This is a genomic window from Thalassotalea castellviae (assembly GCF_031846185.1).
Classification (GTDB): Bacteria; Pseudomonadota; Gammaproteobacteria; order Enterobacterales; family Alteromonadaceae; genus Thalassotalea_H; species Thalassotalea_H castellviae.
Map to the genome: position 1 here is coordinate 104,720 of NZ_JAVRIF010000001.1, position 17,140 is coordinate 121,859.

14 protein-coding genes and 6 tRNA genes are annotated in these 17,140 nt (G+C 37.6%); 6 read left to right on the forward strand and 14 right to left on the reverse strand.

The features are described 5' to 3' along the window. Positions 1 to 3: 3 nt before the first annotated feature. A complete protein-coding gene (locus tag RM573_RS00440) occupies positions 4 to 2,529 on the reverse strand; it encodes a DNA translocase FtsK (RefSeq protein WP_311575595.1) in 2,526 nt (841 codons plus the stop codon). Between the two features lie 101 nt (positions 2,530 to 2,630). Next, a complete protein-coding gene (gene lrp / locus RM573_RS00445; protein ID WP_311575598.1) occupies positions 2,631 to 3,113 on the reverse strand; it encodes a leucine-responsive transcriptional regulator Lrp in 483 nt (160 codons plus the stop codon). A 134-nt stretch (positions 3,114 to 3,247) separates the two neighbouring features. Between lrp and ald the strand changes: the two genes are divergently transcribed. The 5 genes from ald to infA all read left to right on the forward strand — a co-directional run bounded on the left by ald (position 3,248) and on the right by infA (position 7,301). Continuing rightward, positions 3,248 to 4,369: an alanine dehydrogenase gene (gene ald / locus RM573_RS00450; protein WP_311575601.1), complete on the forward strand. Its 1,122-nt coding sequence runs from the start codon at positions 3,248 to 3,250 to the stop codon at positions 4,367 to 4,369. Between the two features lie 259 nt (positions 4,370 to 4,628). After that, positions 4,629 to 5,582, forward strand: a complete 954-nt coding sequence (trxB, locus tag RM573_RS00455; RefSeq protein ID WP_311575604.1) for a thioredoxin-disulfide reductase — start codon at positions 4,629 to 4,631, stop codon at positions 5,580 to 5,582. A 6-nt stretch (positions 5,583 to 5,588) separates the two neighbouring features. Continuing rightward, positions 5,589 to 6,305, forward strand: a complete 717-nt coding sequence (gene aat / locus RM573_RS00460; RefSeq protein ID WP_311575607.1) for a leucyl/phenylalanyl-tRNA--protein transferase — start codon at positions 5,589 to 5,591, stop codon at positions 6,303 to 6,305. Then, complete coding sequence (locus RM573_RS00465) at positions 6,298 to 6,999, forward strand: arginyltransferase (RefSeq protein WP_311575610.1); 702 nt, start codon at positions 6,298 to 6,300, stop codon at positions 6,997 to 6,999. The genes aat and RM573_RS00465 overlap by 8 nt, the downstream gene beginning before the upstream one ends. Before the next feature lie 83 nt (positions 7,000 to 7,082). Next, positions 7,083 to 7,301 carry a translation initiation factor IF-1 gene (infA, locus tag RM573_RS00470; RefSeq protein ID WP_011043571.1) on the forward strand — a complete coding sequence of 73 codons (219 nt, stop codon included), beginning with the start codon at positions 7,083 to 7,085 and terminating at the stop codon, positions 7,299 to 7,301. 139 nt (positions 7,302 to 7,440) lie between these two features. On the opposite strand, the gene clpA is transcribed toward infA, so the two are convergent. Both clpA and clpS read right to left on the reverse strand, forming a co-directional pair. Continuing rightward, positions 7,441 to 9,696, reverse strand: a complete 2,256-nt coding sequence (clpA, locus tag RM573_RS00475; protein ID WP_311575637.1) for an ATP-dependent Clp protease ATP-binding subunit ClpA — start codon at positions 9,694 to 9,696, stop codon at positions 7,441 to 7,443. Between the two features lie 29 nt (positions 9,697 to 9,725). Then, on the reverse strand, positions 9,726 to 10,046 hold the full coding sequence (gene clpS / locus RM573_RS00480; RefSeq protein WP_311575640.1) for an ATP-dependent Clp protease adapter ClpS: 321 nt from the start codon (positions 10,044 to 10,046) through the stop codon (positions 9,726 to 9,728). Between the two features lie 212 nt (positions 10,047 to 10,258). On the opposite strand from clpS, the gene cspD reads away from it, so the two are divergent. Beyond that, entirely contained in the window at positions 10,259 to 10,483 is a 225-nt protein-coding gene (cspD, locus tag RM573_RS00485) for a cold shock domain-containing protein CspD (protein ID WP_311575643.1), read from the forward strand. Positions 10,484 to 10,587: 104 nt separating this feature from the next. On the opposite strand, the gene icd is transcribed toward cspD, so the two are convergent. The 10 genes from icd to uvrC all read right to left on the reverse strand — a co-directional run bounded on the left by icd (position 10,588) and on the right by uvrC (position 17,118). After that, complete coding sequence (icd, locus tag RM573_RS00490; protein WP_311575646.1) at positions 10,588 to 11,838, reverse strand: NADP-dependent isocitrate dehydrogenase; 1,251 nt, start codon at positions 11,836 to 11,838, stop codon at positions 10,588 to 10,590. 344 nt (positions 11,839 to 12,182) lie between these two features. Further along, entirely contained in the window at positions 12,183 to 13,487 is a 1,305-nt protein-coding gene (locus RM573_RS00495) for a methyl-accepting chemotaxis protein (protein ID WP_311575649.1), read from the reverse strand. 232 nt (positions 13,488 to 13,719) lie between these two features. Then, a tRNA-Leu gene (locus RM573_RS00500) sits at positions 13,720 to 13,806 on the reverse strand. A 58-nt stretch (positions 13,807 to 13,864) separates the two neighbouring features. Continuing rightward, positions 13,865 to 13,940: transfer RNA gene (locus RM573_RS00505), tRNA-Gly, on the reverse strand. 41 nt (positions 13,941 to 13,981) lie between these two features. After that, positions 13,982 to 14,057 (reverse strand) — tRNA-Gly (locus RM573_RS00510). A 73-nt stretch (positions 14,058 to 14,130) separates the two neighbouring features. Beyond that, positions 14,131 to 14,217, reverse strand: a tRNA-Leu gene (locus tag RM573_RS00515). Between the two features lie 4 nt (positions 14,218 to 14,221). Next, positions 14,222 to 14,295 (reverse strand) — tRNA-Cys (locus RM573_RS00520). 62 nt (positions 14,296 to 14,357) lie between these two features. Continuing rightward, a tRNA-Gly gene (locus RM573_RS00525) sits at positions 14,358 to 14,433 on the reverse strand. Positions 14,434 to 14,604: 171 nt separating this feature from the next. Continuing rightward, positions 14,605 to 15,186 (reverse strand): CDP-diacylglycerol--glycerol-3-phosphate 3-phosphatidyltransferase, encoded by a 582-nt coding sequence (gene pgsA / locus RM573_RS00530; protein ID WP_311575652.1) that lies wholly within the window; start codon positions 15,184 to 15,186, stop codon positions 14,605 to 14,607. A 93-nt stretch (positions 15,187 to 15,279) separates the two neighbouring features. Next, positions 15,280 to 17,118: an excinuclease ABC subunit UvrC gene (uvrC, locus tag RM573_RS00535; protein WP_311575657.1), complete on the reverse strand. Its 1,839-nt coding sequence runs from the start codon at positions 17,116 to 17,118 to the stop codon at positions 15,280 to 15,282. Positions 17,119 to 17,140 lie beyond the last annotated feature (22 nt).

The following is a 17,140-nucleotide window of genomic DNA, read 5'->3' on the forward strand; positions in this document are numbered from 1 at the left end:
AATTTAGTCTCTTACAGGAGGTGGCGCTAACACTTCTCGAGCACCATTATGGCCTGGAGTGCTAACCACCCCTTGCGATTCCATATCTTCAACAATTCGTGCTGCACGGTTATAACCAATCCGAAATTTGCGTTGTACACTGGAAATAGATACGCGTCGACTCGTGGTCACAAATTCTACTGCTTCATCATAAAGCGTATCTAGTTCGGCATTTTCATCGGCTTCTGCTTGTTCTCCCGGTAAGAGAATTTCATTCTCTGTATCACCGGTTAAGATATCTTCAACATAAGCAGGTTCACCGCGTGACTTCCAGTCATTAACCACCGCATGTACTTCATCATCATTAACAAAAGCACCATGAACGCGCACAGATACTGCTTCACCAGGAGGCAGATAAAACATATCCCCCATGCCAAGTAATTGTTCTGCGCCTTGTTGATCAAGGATAATACGAGACTCCATTCTTGATTGTACCCGTAAGGCCATACGCGTAGGAATATTTGCTTTTATCAAGCCAGTAATAACATCTGCGGATGGACGTTGTGTTGCTAAGATCAAATGCATACCAGCGGCTCGAGCTTTTTGAGCAATTCGAGCGATTAGCTCTTCCACCTTTTTACCAGCAACCATCATCATATCAGCGAATTCATCCACTAAAATGACGATAGCAGGAAGTTTCTCTAATAACGGTGGTGTTTGGCTAAAGGCATCACTGGGTTGCCATAACGGATCGATTAATGGCTCCCCGGCTTCATGAGCTTTAACGACTTTCTCATTAAAGCCTTTTAAATTTCTGACACCCAAAGCTGACATTAGTTTATAACGACGTTCCATTTCACCAACACACCAACGAAGTGCATTCGCTGCCTCTTTCATGTCAGTGACTACTTCAGAAAGTAAATGCGGAATACCGTTATATACAGATAGCTCTACTTGTTTCGGATCAATCATGATCATTCGCACTTCTTCAGGCGATGATTTATATAGAATACTAACAATCATGGTATTAACCGCAACAGACTTACCAGAGCCCGTAGTACCAGCAACAAGTAAATGTGGCATTTTAGCTAAATCGGCTACAACCGGTTTTCCTGAAATATCGCTACCTATTGCCATAGCAAGGTTGGAGGAAGAATCAGAAAACTTTTTATCTGAAATAACATCAGCAAAAAATACCGTTTCTCTAAACTTATTCGGTAATTCAATACCTATAACTGATTTACCTTCGATTACTTCGACTACTCGAACACTTTTAGCTGATAAAGAACGAGCAATATCTTGTGATAAACCACTAACTTTACTGGCTTTAATACCAGGAGCTAAATCTAACTCAAAACGAGTAATAACAGGACCAGGAAAAACGCCGACGACTTCAGCTTTCACGCCAAACTCTAAAAGTTTTTCTTCGACTAATCGGCTTATTTGTTCAAGTTCAACAGGATCTATGGGGTTATCGGAGCGATTTGGACGGTCTAATAACTCTAAGGAAGGTAAACCTTGAGATATGTCACTTTTGTGTTTGTTAACTTTAGCCGCTGGTTCATCAACTACTATCGGCTCTTCTGCTTCAAATGCCGCATTTATCTCATCTTCACTGACATGTTCTTGTACATTGATGGCTAATGGCTCTCCCATTAAATCATCAATATCAACAAAGTGTTCAATTTCATCGTCAAGCTTGAAAGGGATATCATCTTTGCTTTCAGCAAAGGCTTCGGTATTGTGATCGGTAGTAATGGTGTTTAAGTCGGCTTGATAACTTGCTTCATCGTCGTCAGGATAATTATCAGATGCATGTAAGCTATTGGATGTATGCGCTTGTAGCGTTTGTTTTTCGGTGTTTTCTAACTCTTTAACTTTGGCTTTTTTTGCTAATTTGTTTAATTTAGTTTGATCTTCAGTATCGAACTGAGTGCCAAATTTATCTTTTAACAAACGGGGTAACTGAGCTAAACCAAAGGCAAATTTAATAGTTTGCGCACCAATATAATCGATCATTTTCAATAAAGATAAGCCGGTTAATAATACAAAACCGGTGCCAATGAACATCAAAAATAATAATGTGCTACCTACAAATGAAAAATATGGGATAAGCCCGTTACTTAAAATATCACCCAATATCCCGCCAGCTGAAAAGTAAAAGACATCATCAAAATTCATACTGGCAATTGCCGTAACGCCGATATAAAACATAATAAAGCCGATGAATTTCAAACCTAAGGTTAAATAATCGAGCTGAATTAATCGATGGTATTTCTGAAATAACACCCAACCAGTTAAGGCAATCACAAAAGGTAAGCTATAAGCGATAAGGCCAAATAAATTAAGAAGCAAATCAGATAAATATGCGCCAACTGCCCCACCTAAATTACGAATAGGAGTTTGATAGCCAGTTTGTGACCAACCGGGATCGGCCGGATCAAAACTAAATAAAGCCATCATAATGTACATAGCAAAAACACAAGAAACTAAAAGCCCTGCTTCTAATAACCGTTGTACACCATTTAATTTTGAAGATTCTACAGACAAATTACGCGCCAAAAATTCTATTGTTGTTATATACAGTAAAGTATCAAAATATTGTAATAAGTTAAACGCTTTAATCAATAGCTAAGGCGTTTTAATTAACATTATCGTTTGATCGGTAAAAAATTAGTCGATTTGACTTCTTCCATGACCACATAAGTACGGCTTTCACTTACCGCAGGTAATCGTAATAACGTATCGCCAAGTAATTGCCTATACGCTGTCATATCTGCAACACGCGTTTTCAATAAAAAATCAAAATCACCCGATACCAAATGGCATTCTTGGATCACTTCTAAATCATCCACCGCTTTTGAAAAATCATCAAATACATCGGGACTGGTTTTAGTTAATGTTATTTCTACAATAACTAAAAGAGCAGCCTCTAATTTTTCAGGGTTTAATATCGCTTGATAGCCTTTGATATAGTTGTCATTTTCTAAACGTTTTACACGCTCTAAGCATGGTGTAGGACTTAAGCCTACTCTTTTAGATAATTCAACATTTGATAAACGGCCGTTTTGTTGTAGCTCAAATAAAATATTTTTATCGATACGGTCTAATTTTTTTTCTGCCAATAAACTCATTATATAAAAAACCAATAATATTTGTATTTACGATATTATATGCTGACTTACTGAAAATTACGACAGGTTAATCTAGAAATTTATCACTATACTAGTCGCAAATATTACAACAGCATTACAAAAGAGAGTTAAGTATGATTATTGGTGTACCAAAAGAAATTAAAAATCACGAGTATCGTATCGGTTTAACGCCAGCAGGTGTTAAAGAGCTAATCGTCAATGGCCATGATGTTATTGTTGAAAATAATGGTGGAGCGTCAATCGGTTTTGATAATGAACAATATATCGCAGCCGGCGCTAAAATCATTGATTCTGCAGAAGAAATTTTTGCTACGGCAGAAATGATCATAAAAGTAAAAGAGCCACAACCTAACGAATGTAAAATGCTTCGTCCAGGTCAAGTTCTCTTCACTTACTTACACTTAGCCCCAGATCCACAACAAACAGAATTATTAGTTGCTTCAGGTGCTACTTGTATCGCTTATGAAACTGTTACCTCTGCTGCTGGTGGTTTACCGTTATTAGCGCCAATGTCAGAAGTTGCTGGCCGTATGTCTATTCAAGCTGGTGCTCACGCCCTTGAAAAAGCACAAGGCGGTTTAGGTGCCCTTCTTGGTGGTGTACCAGGTGTTGCTCCTGCCAAAGTATTAGTTGTTGGTGGTGGCGTTGTTGGTACACAAGCGGCTCGTATGGCTGTTGGTATGGGTGCTGACGTGACTATTTTAGATCGCTCATTGCCTCGATTACGTCAATTAGATACGGAATTTGATGGTCGTTTAAAAACCGTTTATTCAACTGCTGATGCGATGGATCAATTAATTATTGATGCTGATTTAGTCATAGGCGCAGTACTTATTCCAGGTGCAGCAGCACCAAAACTAGTGACCAAAGAACATATCAAGTCAATGAAAAAAGGCGCTGTTGTTGTTGATGTAGCCATTGATCAGGGGGGTTGTTTTGCAACGTCTAAAGCGACAACTCACCAAGAACCAACCTATGTAGTGGATGATGTGGTTCATTATTGTGTAGCAAATATGCCTGGTGGTGTCGCACGTACGTCAACCATGGCATTAACTAATGCAACATTACCCTTTGCAGTGACACTCGCTAATAAAGGCGCCAAGCAAGCCTTATTAGATGACGAACACTTAATGGCTGGTTTAAACGTTTTAGGTGGTAAGATTACCTATAAACCAGTCGCTGATGATTTAGGTTATAACTATGTTTCGCCACAAGAAGCATTAGCTGCTTTATAAACATCGCGAGTAAGTTTAAAACTTGAACAAGTAAAAAGCTCCTTGCGTGAATTCGCTAGGAGTTTTTTATTTATAAAGCAAAAGTGTTGTATCGTATTTGTTCAACAACTATACGAAAGATTAACAACTCGTACAAAAATTATTGCATTTAAATCCCCTTATCGAATATTTATCTTGAAAAGTTAGTGTACCTACTTGAGATCTTCCCTTAATATCCCAATCATTAAGTTATTCAAATTTTATATTACTGGAGTAATTCATGAGCGAAGCAAGACATTGCCCGTTACTCATTTTGGGCTCAGGCCCAGCTGGCTATACTGCTGCTGTTTATGCAGCCCGCGCAAACTTAAAACCTGTAATGATCACAGGTATGCAACAAGGGGGTCAATTAACAACAACCACCGAAGTTGAAAATTGGCCAGGAGATGCTGACGATCTAACAGGTCCAGCGTTAATGGAACGTATGCAAAAGCATGCTGAAAAGTTTGATACTGAAATTATTTTTGATCATATTGAATCCGTAGATTTCTCCTCAAAGCCTTACAAATTGTCGGGTAGTAGCGAATACACTTGTGATGCTTTGATTATATGTACCGGAGCATCCGCTCAATATTTAGGTCTACCATCTGAAGAAGCTTTCATGGGTAAAGGTGTGTCAGCTTGTGCAACATGTGATGGATTCTTTTACCGCAATCAAAAAGTAGCGGTTGTTGGTGGCGGTAATACTGCGGTTGAAGAAGCGCTTTATTTATCGAATATTGCATCAGAAGTACATTTAGTACATCGTCGCGACACTTTCCGTTCAGAAAAAATATTGACTGACCGTTTAATGGAAAAAGTTAAAAACGGTAATATCATCTTGCATACTGATCGCACTTTAGATGAAGTATTAGGTGACAACATGGGTGTTACAGGCATTCGAGTTAAAGATACAAAATCGGATGCGACTGAAAATATCGACGTAGCAGGTTGTTTTATAGCCATTGGTCACAAGCCAAATACAGACATATTTAAAGATCAATTAGCGATGAAAGATGGTTATATTACCATCAATAGTGGTACACAAGGTAACGCGACTCAAACAAGTGTTGAAGGTATTTATGCTGCTGGTGACGTTGCCGATCATATCTATCGTCAAGCGATCACTTCTGCAGGTGCTGGTTGTATGGCAGCGCTTGACGCAGAACGCTATCTAGACGCAAAAGGCGCTTAATAACGTATGACTCAGACTATCCCATTATTGTCATCGGATAGTCTGATTTTCCCTCCTGTTCACTCCGCGCTTAAAGAGCCAAATGGATTACTTGCCTTTGGCGGCGATTTAACACCTAAGCGATTAGCTAAAGCCTATTCATCAGGAATATTTCCTTGGTTTAGTGAAGGTGAAGTTATCATGTGGTGGAGCCCCGATCCTCGTGGCGTCATTTATTGTAACGAATTAAAAATAAATAAAACCCTCAGAAAGCATCTTAAAAAACAGACATTTACTGTAACGCTTAATCACGCTTTTGAAAAAGTTATTGAGCTATGTGCTGATGCGCCTTTTCGTAAAGAAGGTACTTGGATTGTTGATGAGATGATAGACGCTTACATAAACATGCACCAAGAAGGCTTAGCCCATTCCATTGAAGTATGGTCAGGCAATCAATTAGTCGGCGGGTTGTACGGCGTGGCCATAAACGGTTACTTTTCGGGTGAGTCAATGTTTTATAAACAAAGTAATACTTCAAAAACCGCACTAGTTTATTTAGTTGATTTACTTAAGAGTCAAAATATTGAATTTCTCGATTGCCAAATGTTAAACCCTTTCTTAGCAGAGATGGGCTGTTGTGAAATATCACGTGATGCTTTTCTTCAACATAAAGCACAAGCCTTAAAAAATCGATTACCCAATGATTTTTGGCAGCCACGTCAACTATACTTAAATCATGAATGAAAATTATCAATTAGGGATCAGTCAAACATTTCCCTGTAGTTATTTACCGGATCAGCAAGAGCGATTGTTAATTGCGGTTGATGAACGCCTACAAGACGCTGAGCATTATGGCTGGTTAATGTCGCAAGGCTTTCGTCGAAGTGGTGATCAAATATATCGTCCTCATTGTATAAACTGCAGGGCTTGTCAATCCTTAAGGGTGCTGGCGCATGAATACGTGCCAACAAAGAGTCAAAAGCGATTATTAAAGAAAAACGGTACCTATACCATTAAAGTCAATGATGAATTACAAGAAAATTATTACCCTTTATATAAAAATTATATCAATGAAATTCACAAAGATGGTGCTATGTACCCCGCTAACTATGCACAATATCAAAGTTTTTTAAGTGGCAAACTCACCCAACAATTATTTTTAGAAATATGGCATGATGAACGACTGATCAGTGTAGCTGTGACGGATATTTTAAGTCATGCATTATCGGCTGTTTATACCTTTTACCACCCTGACTATCGAAAAAATGGCATCGGTGCTTTTTCGATCATTCAACAAATACTCTTGGCAGATAAATTAAACAAAAAATATCTTTATCTGGGTTATCAAATAGATGATTGTCAAAAGATGAATTATAAAAATCGTTATTATCCTCACCAGCTTTTGAAAGAAAATAGCTGGAAAACCATAAATAAATAACACTATAGCTTTACTTTAGCCGCTGATTTGGGCATTATCTGCGCAGCTTTTTATTAACGCACAATTTAGAGGTTTAACGCCCAATGGCGAAAGAAGAAAATATTGAAATGCAAGGTACGGTTTTAGATACCTTACCAAATACTATGTTTCGTGTTGAATTAGAAAATGGACACGTTGTAACGGCTCATATCTCAGGAAAAATGCGTAAAAACTATATTCGTATTTTAACGGGCGATAAAGTAACAGTTGAGTTAACACCTTACGATTTATCTAAAGGCCGCATTATTTTCCGTGCAAGATAATAGCAATAAATTTTTTAAAAAAGCTCTAGTTATAGAGCTTTTTTTATACCTGAAATTTTATGATTACAAATAAAAAAGCAAATAACCTCATCATGTTATTTGCTTAAAATGATATAAAAATGAATTAAGAGCGTTAAACTTAATGTTCAACAAGTTCCTTTTTAGACTCATAACTTAATACAAGCTTATCTTTCTTAACTCCTATTTTCGCAATACCACCGTGAGTCAAACCGCCAAAAAGTAATTCATTGGCTAATGGTTTTTTCAGATGCTCTTGGATCAAACGCGACATAGGCCGTGCTCCCATCGCTTTATCGTATCCATGCGTTGCTAACCATTTTTTAGCGTCTTTCGTTAACTCTAACGAAACGCCTTTTTCATCTAATTGAGCTTGGAGTTCAACAATAAATTTATCCACAACTTGATGGATCACATCATCCGATAAATGATTGAACCAAACAATATTGTCTAAACGGTTTCTAAATTCTGGAGAAAACACTTTATTGATTTCATCCATGGCATCAACACTATGATCTTGTTGTTTAAAGCCGATTGACTGACGAGTAGTTTCTTGAACCCCCGCGTTGGTCGTTAGCACTAAAGTAATGTTTCTAAAGTCGGCTTTACGGCCATTGTTATCCGTTAATGTTCCATGGTCCATCACCTGTAACAAAATGTTGTATACATCTTCATGAGCCTTTTCTATCTCATCTAATAAGACAACTGCATGAGGGTGCTTTAAAACGGCATCTGTGAGTAAACCACCTTGTTCATACCCCACATAACCAGGAGGAGCACCTATTAAGCGGCTAACTGCATGTTTTTCCATATATTCAGACATATCATAGCGCAGTAACTCAACCCCTAATATTTTAGCTAATTGTTGGGTGACTTCCGTTTTACCAACCCCCGTAGGGCCAGCAAATAAAAACGAACCGATAGGTTTTTCTTCATTACCTAAACCAGCACGCGATAACCGGATCACGGAGCTAAGTTCATCAATGGCATGATCTTGACCAAAAACGACTAATTTTAAATTTCTATCTAAGGTTTTTAAGCTATCTTTTTCAGAAGAAGACACTGATTTTTCAGGAATACGAGCTATTTTTGCAACGATCGTTTCTATATCATTATCATTAATAACTTTTTTACGTTTTGATGCAGCAACTAATTGTTGTTTAGCGCCTGCTTCATCTATGACATCAATGGCTTTGTCCGGTAAAAATCGTTCATTTATATATTTAGCAGATAACTTAGCTGCAGCATGTAACGCCTTATTGGTATAACGAATCCCATGATGTGATTCGTACTTTTCTTTTAAGCCTTGTAATATTTTAGTGGTATCAGCAACACTGGGTTCTACAACATCAATTTTCTGAAAACGACGAGCTAAAGCGCGATCTTTTTCAAAAATACTTTGATACTCTTGGTAAGTTGTCGAGCCAACGCATTTCAATTTACCTGATGATAATAGTGGTTTAATTAAATTGGACGCATCCATCATGCCACCAGAAGCCGCACCAGCGCCGATAATCGTATGGATCTCATCGACAAATAAAATAGCATTGCCTTCTTTTTCCAATTCTTTTAGCAATGCTTTAAACCGTTTTTCAAAATCACCACGATATTTTGTCCCTGCTAGTAACGCCCCCATATCTAACGAATAGATGGTGGCATCTTTTAAAAACTCCGGAACTTTCTCTGAAATGATGAGATTCGCAAGGCCTTCTGCAATAGCTGTTTTGCCAACTCCCGCTTCCCCCACGTATAAAGGATTATTTTTACGTCGACGGCCAAGGACTTGCAGGGTTCGTTCAAGTTCACTTTCACGACCGACAAGCGGATCAATATTGCCGCTTCTTGCTTCATCATTTAAATTTGTCGCAAAATTTTCAATGGTTCTAGGCTCTTCATCAGTTTGCTGTGTTGTTTCTTCTACAGATTGAGCATCATTTAGTTCAACTTTAGCAATGCCATGAGAGATATAATTAACAATATCTAATCGGCTGATATCTGATTTTTTAAGAAAATAAGCGGCCTGTGATTCTTGTTCGCTAAAAATGGCCACCAAGACGTTAGAGCCATTGACTTCGCTTTTACCCGAAGATTGCACATGAAAAACCGCTCGTTGCAGAACTCGTTGAAACCCTAGTGTAGGTTGTGTTTCTCGTTCTTCTTCACCAGCAGGGATAACAGGCGTTGTTTCTCCAATAAAATCAAGCAACTCTTTGCGTAATTTACTCATATCTGCACCACATGCTTGTAATGCATCAATAGAAGAAGGGTTATCTAATAACGCCAATAATAGATGCTCAACCGTCATAAACTCATGGCGGGACTCTTTGGCTTGGCGGAACGCCAGATTAAGGGAAATTTCTAAATCTTTATTTAACATAGGCTACTCCACATTAAAACCTAGTAACATTACGCTTTCTCCATCGTGCACTTTAAAGGGTGCTGATTTTCTAAGGCATAATTGCACACTTGATTTACTTTCATCTCTGCTACTTCTGCAGTAAATGTGCCACAACGGCCTTTACCTTTGTAATGAATTTCTAACATTACATCAGTTGCTTTTTCTTCATTCATACTAAAAAATTTTCGCAATACATCTATGACAAAATCCATCGGAGTATAATCATCATTTAATAAAACAACATTATACATTGGCGGTTTTTGATATTGCTTTTCAACTTCTTTTTCGAGGAGTTCTTGATCCTCAATCGATGGTTTCCAATTACTCATATTTCTATATTAGTCTGTCGCAGCAATTTTTGCTGCATCATTTTTGATAAAACAAGATAAAATTCTGTTAAATATATGTGAATTTTACTTGACTATTTAAATAAATTATCTACGATTTAATCAGTGGCGATTTATTAGTCACTTTTTTTAGGTGGATAATGCTTTTGGGGAAGCATACCTAATTACCGATGATTTTAGAAGGAAGTTGAAGTATGGCTCACGGTACAGTTAAGTGGTTTAATAACGCGAAAGGTTTTGGTTTTATTCGTCCTGAAGATGGTGGAGAGGATATATTTGCTCATTACTCAACCATACAAATGGATGGTTATCGTACGTTAAAAGCGGGACAGGATGTAAATTACGAACTAAATGCAGGTCCTAAAGGGCATCATGCAGCAAGTATTACTCCTAATGATATTGAAGAATCAAACGAATAACGCTTTTTATTTGTTAATATCAATATTACTCAAGTATATTTAATAAAAAAACACAGCTTAAGCTGTGTTTTTTATTTTAGTGAAATAAAACTTAGCATGTTTAATTACATGTTTTCGATGATACATTCACCAAATTGAGAACACGTCACTAATGTTGCCCCTTCCATCAATCTTTCAAAATCATAAGTAACGGTTTTTGCATTGATAGCACCTGATATTCCTTTCAATAAAAGATCCGCAGCCTCAACCCACCCCATGTGTCTTAACATCATTTCTGCTGATAAAATCACAGAGCTTGGGTTTACTTTATTTAAACCCGCATATTTTGGTGCGGTGCCATGAGTAGCTTCAAATATCGCAATTTTTTCACCAATATTTGCACCTGGTGCAATACCTATGCCTCCCACTTGAGCGGAAAGAGCGTCAGAAAGATAATCACCATTTAAATTTAATGTAGCAATAACATCATATTCTGCCGGACGAAGAAGCATTTGTTGTAACATAGAATCGGCAATAACATCTTTGATGATAATTTCTCTGCCGTTTTTTGGGTTTTCAATTTTATACCAAGGACCACCATTTAAAAGTTGTGCTGAAAACTCTTCTTTGGCAAGTTCATAACCCCACTCTTTAAAAGCACCTTCGGTATATTTCATAATATTCCCTTTATGTACTAATGTAACCGAAGCACGATCATGATCTATGGCGTATTGAATTGCTTTCCTTACTAACCGCTGTGAACCTTCTTTTGAAACAGGCTTTATACCAACACCGCAAAGATCGGTAAAACGAATATTATTTACACCCATTTCGCTTTGTAAAAATGAAATCAACTTTTGTGCTTGTTCACTTCCCGCTTGATATTCAATTCCTGAATAAATATCTTCAGAGTTTTCTCTAAAAACCACCATATTAACTTCAGAAGGTTTTTTAACGGGAGTCGGAACTCCGGTAAACCATTGAACCGGACGTTGACAAACATATAGATCCAACACTTGTCTTAAAGCAACATTTAACGAACGCATTCCTCCACCTACGGGTGTCGTCAACGGGCCTTTTATGCCTACTTTAAATTGTTTAAACACCTCAAGCGTTTCTTCTGGTAACCAAGTTTCACTATCATATATTTGTGTGGCTTTTTCACCTGCGTATACTTCCATCCAATGAATTTGACGATCACTTCCATACGCTTTAGAAACCGCTGCATCGACTACCATAAGCATTGCTGGTGTAACATCAACACCAATGCCATCTCCTTCGATAAATGGGATTATGGGGTGATTAGGAACACGTAATAAACCATTTTCTATTGTGATCGCTTCACCGTTTTCAGGGATATGAACATTAGTGTACATAGGTATTTCCTCATAGCTGATGCAAAGTTTTGTTATCGGCTGTTAGTTTTATTCTCGCCTTATGCTTAACCTAATGGATTATGAGTAATTACACTAATACTGATATTGTGATACCGAACATAACTATGGTGAATAATTAACAAACAATTTGAATAAATGTTTTACAAAATTATAGATAAAACAGCTGAAAAACCGTAAAACCTTCCAGAAAGGTTTAAGGGTGTACAAGGAAAATAAAATTTAAATAATTTAGAAAAGACAGAAAAGTATGCTGAATATTCAGCATACTTTGTCATGTAGATAAGCACTAAGATGAATAATAACTAAAGAACGCTACCGTAAGTTTATTTAAGATCATTTACCGCGACACATACACCTTCCATTCCTTGATTAATTTCTAAAAAGATCCCCTCTACATTCGATATAAGTTCACTACCTTCTTGTGATTTTTGTTGGGTTTCAATAATGTTTTTAGATAAAGCCATAGAAAGTGACGTATTATTTTTAACAACATCAGAAATTTCAGTTGTCGATGTACTCGTTCGAGCGGCTAATTGTCTGACTTCATCGGCAACAACAGCGAATCCCCTACCTTGTTCACCAGCTCTTGCCGCTTCTATTGCAGCATTTAAGGCAAGTAAGTTAGTTTGATCAGCGATAGAAGAAATAGTATTAACTATATTATTTATCTTATCAGACTGCTCGTTAATCGCGGAAATATCTTTGGCGACAACTTCGACATTACGAGTCACTTCATCCATGATTTCAACGCTATTGGTTAACACTTGTTTACCTTGTTGAGATACTTGCTCAGTTTCTGTTACCGTCGATTGTACTGCTTCTGTTGCATTATTGATTCTTGCTATTCTATCTGTCACATTCGTGGCAAATTTTACCACTCTAATTAAATGTCCATCTTCATCAAAAATCGGGTTATAGCTTGCTTCTAACCAAAGAACATTACCTTGGGCATCGCGCCGTTCAAACAATCCTTGCATGTACTCGCCATTATTTAATTGTTGCCAAAACTTTTTATAATCCTGACTGGCAGCGTATTCCGGTGCACAAAACATCTTATGATGACGACCTTCAAGCTGTGATAGCGCATACCCTGTAGCATTGAGAAAATTGTCATTTGCTTGCAAAATTTTCCCATCAAGATCAAAAGAGATATTAGCAGTGGAACGATCGAGTGCTTCAATAATGCCTTTTTGTACATTTGAACGCATCACATAATCAGTAATATCACTGGCTAATTTCACAACAGAAGTGATCTTGCCTTGTTCATCTTTTACTGCATTATAACTTGCTTCTAACCAAATAGGACTACCGTCTTTTGTATATCTAAGGTATTTGTCTGATAAAGACTTACCGGCAGCTAAGTCTTGCCAAAAGCGAATATATTCAGGTGTTTGAACGTATTTTTTGTCGCAAAAAATACTATGATGCTTTCCTTTAATATCACTGAGCGAATAACCAACCGTATGTAAGAAATTATCATTTGCATCAATTATCGTGCCTTCGGGGCTAAACTCTATAAATGCGACGGATTGTTTTAAACTGTCTAAAATATGGTAAGACTGTTTTTCTTTAATTTGCTGTATTGAAGGAGCATTGTCCATAATTTTTTCTTTAAAAAATAATCCCATTATTTCAACCTGTTAATAATACATTCAACGTTAATCATTAGATTAGTCTAAGAACGGACATCGTACAATTTATCTATTAAAAAAAATGTATATTTATCGATAACAAGCTTTTGAGGGTATTTTTATGCAAAAAGGCCAATAATCAGGTGTTAAATCAGAGGGAAATAAGGATAAAAATCGAATTATCGTGAAATAATGTTTTGTGGTTTAACATTGAAAGTTTAGATAAGTATGGTACCCGGGGCCGGACTTGAACCGGCACGCTCTTACAAGCGAGGGATTTTAAATCCCTTGTGTCTACCAATTCCACCACCCGGGCATAAGGGAAGTACTTTTTATAGTAGAGATTGGTTCCCTACTTTTCTCATAAAGAGAATTGGAGCGGCTAACGAGACTCGAACTCGTGACATTCACGTTGGCAACGTGATGCTCTACCAGCTGAGCTACAGCCGCTTCGCATGCTTACTTTAGTAAGACTGTCTGGTTTGAAAATTTGGAGCGGCTAACGAGACTCGAACTCGTGACATTCACGTTGGCAACGTGATGCTCTACCAGCTGAGCTACAGCCGCTTCATCTTTTCAGGTCGCGCATTCTAGCGCATTGTTTTTTCTAAATCAACTAGTACAACTCTAGCGGATGAAATGGTACCCGGGGCCGGACTTGAACCGGCACGCTCTTACAAGCGAGGGATTTTAAATCCCTTGTGTCTACCAATTCCACCACCCGGGCATAATGGAGGCGGGTCCCGGAGTCGAACCGAGGTCCACGGATTTGCAATCCGCTGCATAGCCATTCTGCCAACCCGCCGTTTCATCAACTACGAGTCGAGTAGTATTCCTTAGAATTTTTCACTTAATAAAAAGTAAAATTGGAGCGGCTAACGAGACTCGAACTCGTGACATTCACGTTGGCAACGTGATGCTCTACCAACTGAGCTACAGCCGCTTCATCTGTTGACTCCCTGTCAACTGGTGGTGCATTCTACATTGAAATATGGGTGAGTCAACCCTTTAGTTTCAAATTAAATTCAATTTTTTTTCAACTGCTTAAAAACCGACTAAAATGATGATTTTTTAACACATATTTCGCCGGGTTGCGTGGTTTTTAACCAGTACACTAGTCTTTTAATTCTGGCCATGCAGCTTTAAAATATATCACCATGGTCCAAACGGTTAAAATAGTCGCAATTGCATAAAAGAAATAGGCAGCGCCATTAATAAGTTGATGTGGAATATATAAAAAATTAAGCAAGGCATCATTGGCACTTGGTTGCCATATTAACCCCATTATCCCCAACATTTGGGCAGCAGTTTTATATTTACCTAAGGTTGACACGGCAACTATGTCTCTTTTTCCCCTAGATGACATAAATTCTCGAAGCGCACTGATAAAGATTTCTCTTGAGATCATTATCATGGCAGCGACTGCTATATACCAGGTTTGATAATCTTCCGCGATCATGATCAATGCCGCTGCCACCATTAATTTATCAGCCACAGGATCAATAAAAGCACCAAATGCAGAAGATTGATTTAACTTACGAGCTAAGTAGCCATCTAATGCATCACTGATAGCGGCAAACCAAAAAACGACAAAAGCGCCAAAGTAATTCCACTCAACCGGTAAATAGAAAACGATAATAAAAACTGGGATCAATAAAATTCGAAATAAAGTTATTTGATTGGGAATAGTCCACATTTAATTTCACACTACTTAATTGAAGTATCACGAACATCAGTTAGTTAAAATAACGATATCGCCTTTAAAGTTTTATTCTACACAGATATTGCGTTAATTGTCATGTAATGCCTCATAAATTATTGTCGCTAAAGCAACACTTATCCCAGGAACTTTCGATAAAGTACTGACATCCGCTTGCATGACCTCTTGAAGCCCGCCTAAATATTTTAATAACATTTGTCTTTTTTTAATGCCTATCCCTGGAATTGACTCTAAAGCAGACTTTTTACTGACCTTTTGTCTTTTCGCCCGATGACCAGCAATGGCAAAACGATGTGACTCATCTCTGATGTGTTGCACTAAATGTAAGGCGGGAGAATTTCCCGGTAATGAAATTAATTGATGACTGCCCGCTAATATTAAGGTTTCTAAACCAGGCTTTCTTGACTCACCTTTAGCAACACCGACCAATAACGGCGTTTTCTCTAAATTTAAATCATTAAAAAATTGTTCAGCTTTTGATAATTGGCCTTTACCGCCATCGATAAAAACGATATCTGGCAAGTTTTCTATATCTGTGACTTTTCCATAGCGTTTATTTAATGCAAATGCCATAGCAGCATAATCATCACCGGGGGTTATACCATGCACGTTATAACGGCGATAATCACTTTTTACTGGTCCTTCTTGGTTAAAGACAACATTTGAGGCGATAGTTTGTTGCCCCATCGTATGACTAATATCAAAGCATTCAATTCGTTGTATACCGCCGTCTAAATCAAACACTTCATTTAAGGCAATAAACCTTGCTTGAACCGATTCTTTATGACTATTTTTAGTGATCAGTGCACTTTGAGCATTCGTATTCGCAAGCTTTATATAATTCGCCCGCTCAGTGCGAACATTAAATAATAATTTAACCTCATGTTCAGCTTGCTCAGATAATAATTGTTGAATATCAACACTATTTTCAATCTCAAGTGGAATAACAATTTCTTTAGGGATACGCCCTGCCTTCATATCTTGACCAAAATAATGCTGACTAATAAAAGCCTGAATAATATCTTTATCTTGTGTTTCAGCCGGAATGCTTGGGAAATAACTTTTGCTGCCCAAGACTTTATGATCGCGAATAAACAATAAATGGATACAAACTTGAGTTTTATCACGATAAATACCAATAACGTCCATTTCAGCGGCAAAGCCACTAACATATTGCTGTTGTTGAACTTTTCGTAACGTCGTGATTTGATCACGATATTTTGCGGCTTCTTCAAAGGCTAATTCGACACTGGCTTTTTCCATTTTTTCAACCAAATGTTCGATGACTAATGAACTTTTTCCTTTCAAGAATAGTTTTGCTAGGTCAACTTGCTGTTGATAATCCTGCTTTGATATTTTATCGACACATGGCGCTGAACAACGATTTAACTGATATTGTAAACAAGGGCGACTTCTTGCACGATAATAACTATCTTCACATTGTCTTATAGGAAAAAGTTTTTGCATTAAACGTAAACTTTGCCAGACTGCTCCAACTGTCGGAAACGGTCCAAAATAATCACCTTTGACTTTTTTGCCACCACGGTGAAGACCTAATTTGGGATGTTTATGATCGGTTATCAATAAATATGGGTAACTCTTATCATCTCTTAATAAGATATTGTATTTAGGCTGATATTTTTTTATGTAGTTGTTTTCAAGAATTAATGCTTCACCCTCAGTATGGGTGACAGTGACATCAATGGCACAAATTTGCTTCACTAATGCTTTAGTTTTACTACTGCCAACATCTTTTCGAAAATAACTGGAGAGGCGCTTTTTAAGATCTTTTGCTTTACCAACATAGATAACCGTTCGCTCTTTATCGTACATTCGATAAACACCAGCCTGTTGTGTAACAACTGACAGGAAAGCTTGGTGATCAAATTCAGGGAGCGGACTGTTCACGGATAGTGCTAAATCAATAAAG

Coding starts and splice junctions, on each gene's coding strand:
- trxB (WP_311575604.1), top strand. CDS start 4,629: ATGAGCGAAGCAAGACATTGCCCGTTACTCATTTTGGGCTCAGGCCCA.
- clpS (WP_311575640.1), bottom strand. CDS start 10,046: ATGAGTAATTGGAAACCATCGATTGAGGATCAAGAACTCCTCGAAAAA.
- icd (WP_311575646.1), bottom strand. CDS start 11,838: ATGTACACTAATGTTCATATCCCTGAAAACGGTGAAGCGATCACAATA.
- clpA (WP_311575637.1), bottom strand. CDS start 9,696: ATGTTAAATAAAGATTTAGAAATTTCCCTTAATCTGGCGTTCCGCCAA.
- RM573_RS00495 (WP_311575649.1), bottom strand. CDS start 13,487: ATGGGATTATTTTTTAAAGAAAAAATTATGGACAATGCTCCTTCAATA.
- infA (WP_011043571.1), top strand. CDS start 7,083: ATGGCGAAAGAAGAAAATATTGAAATGCAAGGTACGGTTTTAGATACC.
- RM573_RS00465 (WP_311575610.1), top strand. CDS start 6,298: ATGAATGAAAATTATCAATTAGGGATCAGTCAAACATTTCCCTGTAGT.
- aat (WP_311575607.1), top strand. CDS start 5,589: ATGACTCAGACTATCCCATTATTGTCATCGGATAGTCTGATTTTCCCT.
- ald (WP_311575601.1), top strand. CDS start 3,248: ATGATTATTGGTGTACCAAAAGAAATTAAAAATCACGAGTATCGTATC.
- pgsA (WP_311575652.1), bottom strand. CDS start 15,186: ATGTGGACTATTCCCAATCAAATAACTTTATTTCGAATTTTATTGATC.
- lrp (WP_311575598.1), bottom strand. CDS start 3,113: ATGAGTTTATTGGCAGAAAAAAAATTAGACCGTATCGATAAAAATATT.
- cspD (WP_311575643.1), top strand. CDS start 10,259: ATGGCTCACGGTACAGTTAAGTGGTTTAATAACGCGAAAGGTTTTGGT.